The sequence below is a fragment of the Rhodothermales bacterium genome (genome assembly GCA_013002345.1).
Lineage (GTDB): Bacteria > Bacteroidota > Rhodothermia > Rhodothermales > JABDKH01 > JABDKH01.
On the sequence record JABDKH010000171.1, the window covers coordinates 1 to 7,181 of the forward strand.

A 7,181-nucleotide genomic window follows, 5' to 3' on the forward strand; every position below is an offset into this window, starting at 1 on the left:
GTCACCGTGGTTTCGTGCGAGATCATCAATTCGGCCACCGATGAGCGCGAGACGATTCCATCGAGCGATGTCGCGACCATGTTCAACCTGCTCGCGTTAGCGGACGGCGGAACGCTCGATGTCTGTGACCAGGAGGTCACGTTAACGACATTTGATCAGCTTCGAGTCGTAATTGGCGACGTGGCAACGATCACGTTCGGAACGGATGCCTTGACCGTGACGGACACTCTTCACGTGGCCAGTGGATCATCTTCGGGGCTCAAGTTCTTCTTCGACGACCTCGTCGATGTGAGTGGTGGTGGAAGGCTGGACATTCTTCTAGACTTCGTGGCCGACGAATCGGTCGTGTCGACGGGACCTCCCTCGGCGCCTACTGGATACGTTATGACACCGGTTATCAAGGCTGTGTCTGCTTCGCTGAACGAGGCCCAACTGGCGATTTCGGATGAAGGAGAGGTAGTGGCGCAATAAGGTTGCTCTTACTCGCGTAGAGGGGCTCCGGGTAACCGGGCCCCCTTTTTTTGTTTTGCGCAGGCACGGTGCAGGGAATGCCCCGAGATCGTGCGGGTTACAGCGCCCGGATGATTTGCTCCAGGCGGCGGCGGAGATGCCGTGATGACCCGACCCTACAATACGCTGCGGACATTCCCCGCGGGTCGGCCGCAGGTAGCCTCTACACCGGATGCACGTGATCCGGTTGCGGAAGACGAGGGTCTGCCGTATCTATAAGTCGACCTTCGCTTTGTTTTCCCACAACGGGACGTTGTCCCGTGGCGTTTGTCGTGAGTGTCCCACCGGACAAAGCAGCATTTTGTGTCCTCTCGTTTGAGGGCCCCGACCGGTACGCTATCGCTGGCGGTCTCGGAATTCGTGTCGCCAATCTTTCTGTCGCTCTCGCGAGGCGCGGCTACAAGACCCATCTTCTGTTCGTTGGCGACCCCGATCGTCCGGCTACCGAAGAATTAGAGAACGGCCGGCTCACGCTACACCGCTGGAGCCAGTGGATCAGTGCAACGCACCACTCCGGAGTCTATGACGGGGAAGAAGGCAAGGTCTGGGATTTCAACGAATCGGTACCGGCCTTCGTGGTCGATCATTTCGTAAGACCCGCACTGGACGAAGGCATGCTCCCCGTGATAATGGCGGAGGAGTGGCACACGGCCGAGGCCGTAATCCGCATACATGATCTGCTGGTGGAGGCCGGTCTGCGTCATCGCTGCGTGATGCTCTGGAATGCCAATAACACGATGTCCTTCCACCGGGTGGATTGGCCGAGGCTGTCGACCGCGTCGCAGTTGACGACCGTCAGTCGATACATGAAGCACATCATGTGGGAGATGGGACTGAATCCGCTCGTGATTCCGAACGGTATTCCAGGAGATTTGCTTCGCCGCGTTGGCCAGACGAGAGTCGCGCAGCTACGGAAGACATTGCACGCCCGCGATGCCGTGCTTCTTTTCAAGGTCGGGCGTTTCGACCCGGCAAAGAGATGGCTGATGGCTGTTGATGCGGCGGCTCGCATCAAGAACGGTGGCCAGCGAGTCGTTTTTGTGCTGAGGGGCGGAATTGAGGCGCACGGGCAAGAGGTGTTCGACCGAGCAGCAGCACACGGATTGAGCGTCGTTCACGTCACCGGTGAGCCGGCCAATTGGAAGGAACTCATGGATCTGCTGGCGGACGTGCCGCCGGCAGACCTCTATCACTTTTCTTTCCACATGTCTCCAGATCTGCTGAGGCCGTTCTATGCGGCAGCCGACGCCGTCCTGGCAAACAGCGGACACGAGCCATTCGGACTCGTAGGTCTCGAAGGGATGGCAGCCGGTGGTCTGGTGTTTGTCGGAAGCACCGGGGAGGAATACTCGTTTGCGGGGCCGTGCGCGATCAGTCTCGACACGGACGATCCGGAAGAAATCGTTTCAGAGATTCTTGAACTGCGGGATGACCCGGATCGCTCTCGCGAAATCCGGGCGTCGGCTCGTCGAACGGCGGCACAGTTCACATGGGACAAAGTGATTGATATCGTCAATGACAAGGTGCGGTTCGTCGCGCGGTCCATCGGCGCCATAGATTCGGGCCCGGTCCAGCCGCGTGTCGAAAACGTTCTCGTCTACACGCTCATCCATCAACCCCGTCGTTTGCGTTTGCCGGCTGCCTCCATACCGCTCGGGAAGGGTCCAGACGGGTGGGCTGAACATCTCTTTGATCACGAGATGAACGAGCGCTATTTCAGGAAGGTGGCAACGACGTGCTACTATCCGGCGGCGCGTCGCTTCACCGAGCTCGCCGAGCAGGGATTCAAGATGGCTATTGGTTTCTCCTTGTCCTTTGTGGAACAGGCGGAGCGATGGGATCCAGAGCTGCTGGATGTGTTTCGGAAGCTCGTGCAGAGTGACAACGTAGAGCCGGTCGCAACCAATCCCCGGCATGGATTTGAGTTGTTGTGGGACGTGGAGCGATTCATGGACGGGATGCGAGAATCGGCGGACCGTCTGGAGGAGGTTTTCGGTGTCCGTCCGGTCGTTGCGGATACGACTGAGTTGATGATGTCGGATACCATTTACCATGCGCTCGATCTCGCTGGATTTCAGGCCGCTTTCGTCGACGGCCGCAAGTGGCTGATGGAGTGGCGAGAGCCGACGTACATGTATCACCACAATGGCGGGCGTTTGAAGCTGTTGGTCAGACACTACGCGTTGAGCGATGATGTCGGATATCGATTCAGCGACAGAAGTTGGTCAGGATTCCCGCTGATGGCGGATCAGTACGCGAAGTGGCTTTCGGAAAGTCCCGGCGATTTTGTTGTACTTGGATGGGATTTCGAGACATTCGGTGAGCACCATCACGAAGACAGTGGCATCTTCGAATTTCTCCAGGCACTTCCGGATGCCGTACGCGACGCGGGACTTCAGTTTGCCACGCCTACGGAATTGTACGATGCTTTCGAAGGTGAAAGTCACGAGCTTCCTCTTCCCGCGTTTGCGAGCACCTGGGCGGGAAGCGGCGGTCTGGAATTCTTCCTTGGCAATGACGCGCAGAGGGCCGTCTTCCACCTCATGCTTCAGGCCTACAACAAGGCTCTGTTAACGGGCGACGAGCGATTTATTGATATTGCGCTGTGGCTGGCCCAGTCGGATAACCTGCACCTCATCCAGTGGTTTGGCCGATCCGGCTCGGAGGCTGAGGTGTCGGCGTACTTCACGCCAGACGAATGGTGGGCGCTCGGGCCGGACCGGATTATCTGGGAGATTCAGCAGGTCTACAAGAACTTCATTGCCGCCCTCGACGAGTATGTAGCTACGTCCGACGTCACCTCACCGGTCTGGCAGAAACGAGAAAGCAGGCGAACGAAGCGACGACTCGAGTTTGAGATCGGTGCTGAACTGGCATCTGAAACCGACATTCAACTGGACCGAGCTCCGGCTGCGGACGTGGCCGAGGCCGTCGTGCGAGAGGCCATGGCCGGTCAGAAGCAGGAGTCAGCAACCGGTCCATTCGGTGTCTCGAGCACTCGCGGAAGGACGCGCGTCTCGTTTACGATTGATCAGGCCGGGCTCGAGGGCGATGGACCGGCGCCGGACACGGGGTTGGACGCCGGTGGAACCTACGATGTCCGCAGGATAGCTTTCCCGTCGAAAGATTCGACCGACGCGGAGTAAGTGGCGGGACGGCCCACCGTCATTCGCGCGTGTGGACAGGCCGGCTTGAACAAATGCCGCGGGACCCCCAATCGATCAGCGGCATATACTGTTCTTTTCCACCAGAAAATACCCATGCAGAAAGCACTTTCCCGCACCGTCTACGTCGCCGCCCTTCTGGTCCTCGTCCTTCCGCGCCCGGCGTCATGCCAGTCCGTTGTCTTACAGGACGACGACGATCGGAAAGCGAGGATCGCCGAGAATCTGAAATATCGATTCCCTCAGTTGCGCGAAAGCGTTGTTACCGTGGCGGAGCTGGGAGCCAGTTCCTCGCCAGGCTTTGACGAAGGTGTCGTCGTCATTGACGGCCGGAATCAGATGCGCTTCTTGACGACGAGCGATGATGCGCGCCTATACCTTCTGGCGGCCGACCCGATTGATGCGAGCCTCTCTATGCAGGACATTGCTGTAGAGCTGCAGCGAGAAAAGGACGTCGAAGCGAAGGAGGCTCGAGAAAGGCATCGGGCGCTTCTGGCCGAATCGGAAGGGATGCCCAGCCGCGGGCCGACAGATGCACCGGTCACGATCATTGAGTATTCGGATTTCGAATGCCCGTTCTGCGCCCGTGTCTACGGCACCGTGGAGAGTGTGCTCGAGAAATACCCGGAGCAGGTGCGGCTTGTCTATCGTCACTTCCCGCTGTCACGACACCCATGGGCCGAGCCCGCGGCGATTGCCGCTGTCTGTGCGGCACAGCAGTCCGGCGAAGCGTTCTGGCGTTTGTACGACGGGTATTTCACTAACCAGGCGACCGTCTCTAAAGACAACTATGCAGAGAAGGGAAGGGAGTGGATATCGCCGGCCGGCATTGACGTTGATGCCTGGTCGGAGTGCGCAATCGACACATCGTCGGATGCATACCAGGCTGCCCGGCAGCGCGTGCTGGCGGATGCTGAGAGCGGTAGTCGCAACGGAGTCACCGGAACCCCCGCCTTCTTCGTCAACGGCCAGTTTCTGAGCGGAAACCAACCTCTGTCAGCATTCGACGAAGCGATCGCCGCCGCGCTCGCCGACTCGAAATAAAGCCTCCGCTCGTCAGGCGAGCGCCAGCAGGCTTTCTTCCACAATACCCTCCACGAGTCGGACTTTGTAGCCGTTCTGTTCGAGCGGCTCCGCATCTCGTGTTGCCAATCTTCCGGCTTCCTCCGCGAGCGAGGCAGTGATCGGCTTGCCCTCGATCAGCTGCTCGACGGCCGGCAGACGCCAGGGGATCGGAGCCACACCGCCAAGGACGAGCCGGGATTTCGCGACTCGATTTCCGTCCATCTGCAGAACGACAGCAACGCTCGCCAGCGCAAAGTCCCACGACCCTCGCTCTCGAACCTTTCGGTAGAGGCTGCGAGTCCCGTCCGGTGCAGACGGAATATCCACTCCTGTGACCAGCTCGCCCTGCGCGAGTGAATTCTCACGAGAAACATCTTGATCCGGCAGAACGAAAAACGAATCCATGCCGATGCTCCTTTCGGTGCCGTCATTCTGGATGCGCACGGACGCATCGAATGCCATGAGCATGGGCGCCGTATCCGACGGGTGAACGATGTAGCACGGTGTTCCTCCCATGATGGCGTGGTAGCGGTTCTCTCCGCTCTCGGCGTAGCACGTGTTGCCGCCTTTCTTCAGGCAATGAAACTCGCCTCTAAAATACCAGCAGCGTGGCCGCTGGCAGATGTTGCCACCGAGGGTGCCCTGGTTGCGCAGCTGGGGTGACGCCACATCTCCCGCCGCCGTGGCAAGTCCGGCATATCGATCCTGGATGAGTGCGCTGCCTGCGATCTCGCTGATCGTCGTCAGGGCCCCGATGCGGAGACCGCCGTTCGGCGTGCGTCGGATGCCACGCAGATCGTCGACATCGGTGATGCTCACGATCTTTGCTACGGGGAAGACGCGGTCTCGCATGCAGCCCTGAAGATCAGTCCCGCCCGCATGCACGTATGACCCTGGCTGTTCCAGGTGCTTGAGCGCATCTTTACGAGATGTCGCACGAACGTATGCAAATTCTGGTAGCATATCAGGTCCTCCCCTCGTCGCTTCGGTTCAACATGTCGACGAGTTGTGTCGGATTGATCGGAGTATCCGTCACGCGAACTCCCGTTGCATTGTACACCGCGTTTGCAATAGCCGGCGCCGTCGGTATGGTGACCGGTTCGCCGAGGCCTTTTGAGCCCGTTGTGTTGCATTCAGTGTCTATCGTCTCAATCGGGAGCGACGCGATTTCCGCAGGCACATCCATCGACGTCGGGATCTTGTAGTCGTGCCACGAGACGTTGCACATCTTTCCAGTTTGCCCCGAGTCAAGCACCCGCCGCTCCATCATGCCGAACCCGATTCCCATCACGATACCGCCGTACACCTGGCTGTCGTACGATAGACGGCTCATTACGCGTCCGCTGTCGTGCGCTCCAAGGAAACGGAGGACTTTGACTTCCCCCGTGCGCCGGTTGACTTCGACCTCGCAGAATTGAGCGGCAAACGGGCAAACGGCCTTGCCACGTGAATTTGGTCCCCGATAGCCGACGCCGACGACGACCTGCTGGCGTCTGAGCGCCCCGAGCTCCGTAAGTGGCCTTCTCGTCGACGGGTCGGCGCTCGATACGATGTCCGTTCCGTCCAGTTGGAGGTCCGCTGCTGCAACGCCCATTTCCTCGGCTGCCATCGCAAGAACCTGGTCCCGACAATCGATGGCGGCGGCTCTGACGGCCGGTGACTCCGTGGGGACGGTCTTGCTGCCGCCCGACGCGGTGGCGAACTGGGTCGTGCCTGTATCGGCATGCTCGATCTGAATATGATCGAGCGGGACACCCAGTTCTTCGGCAACGACCATAGCCATGACGGTCTTTGTACCGGTTCCGATATCTGAGGCGCCCATATTCAGGTTGACCGATCCATCCGCAAACAGCTTGACGATTGCGGTGGATGGCGGGCCACCCCCGCCGGCGATCCAGAGACCGCCGGCCATCCCAACTCCTCGCACGATATTGCCGTCCTCCTTCTGGCGGCGAGACGCCGACCAATTGAACGCCTCTGCGCCCTTCGTCATGCACTCAGCGAATCCGTTGGACGTGTATGGCATGTTGTTGCGGCCCTGGCTTACGGTCGCGAGGTTCTTCAGCCGGAACTCGACTGGATCCATCTCGATCTTCTCGGCCAGCTGATCCATCATCTGTTCGAGCGCCCACGAGCCCTGCGGATGACCCGGCGCGCGCATGGGCCGCTGCTCACCCGCGTTGATGTAGACGCTCTGCATGACCGTGCGAACATTCTCGCACCTGTAGAGGTCTCGAATCTGCCAGTCCACGATACCCGTTCCGTTTCCTGAGTAGGCTCCACCCGAACCCAGTGCCTCAAACTCTATCGCAGTAAGCGTTCCGTCATTCCTTACGCCCGCCTTGACTCGCATTCGGTTGGCGGGTCGGTTGCCGACCGCCAACATCGTTTCCTCACGGCTCAGAAAAAGCTTGACCGGTTGGGCTGTTGTCTTCGCGAGCA

General features: G+C 59.5%; 5 protein-coding genes. 3 read left to right on the forward strand and 2 right to left on the reverse strand.

The window, feature by feature from the left end; translation table 11 throughout:
• The 3 genes from HKN37_08615 to HKN37_08625 form a co-directional block, all read left to right on the forward strand.
• The coding region (locus HKN37_08615; protein ID NNE46708.1) for a DUF4382 domain-containing protein at window positions 1–471 on the forward strand (471 nt) is incomplete at its 5' end.
• Window positions 472–770: 299 nt separating this feature from the next.
• The gene (locus HKN37_08620; GenBank protein NNE46709.1) at window positions 771–3,656 is read left to right on the forward strand and encodes a glycosyltransferase; all 2,886 of its coding nucleotides are present in this window, start codon (window positions 771–773) and stop codon (window positions 3,654–3,656) included.
• A 114-nt stretch (window positions 3,657–3,770) separates the two neighbouring features.
• Window positions 3,771–4,718, forward strand: a complete 948-nt coding sequence (locus tag HKN37_08625) for a thioredoxin domain-containing protein (GenBank protein NNE46710.1) — start codon at window positions 3,771–3,773, stop codon at window positions 4,716–4,718.
• A 12-nt stretch (window positions 4,719–4,730) separates the two neighbouring features.
• On the opposite strand, the gene HKN37_08630 is transcribed toward HKN37_08625, so the two are convergent.
• A complete protein-coding gene (locus HKN37_08630) occupies window positions 4,731–5,702 on the reverse strand; it encodes a xanthine dehydrogenase family protein subunit M (GenBank protein ID NNE46711.1) in 972 nt (323 codons plus the stop codon).
• 1 nt (window position 5,703) lies between these two features.
• Window positions 5,704–7,181, reverse strand: a 1,478-nt coding sequence (locus HKN37_08635; protein NNE46712.1) for a molybdopterin-dependent oxidoreductase, incomplete at its 5' end; no start/stop codon positions are given.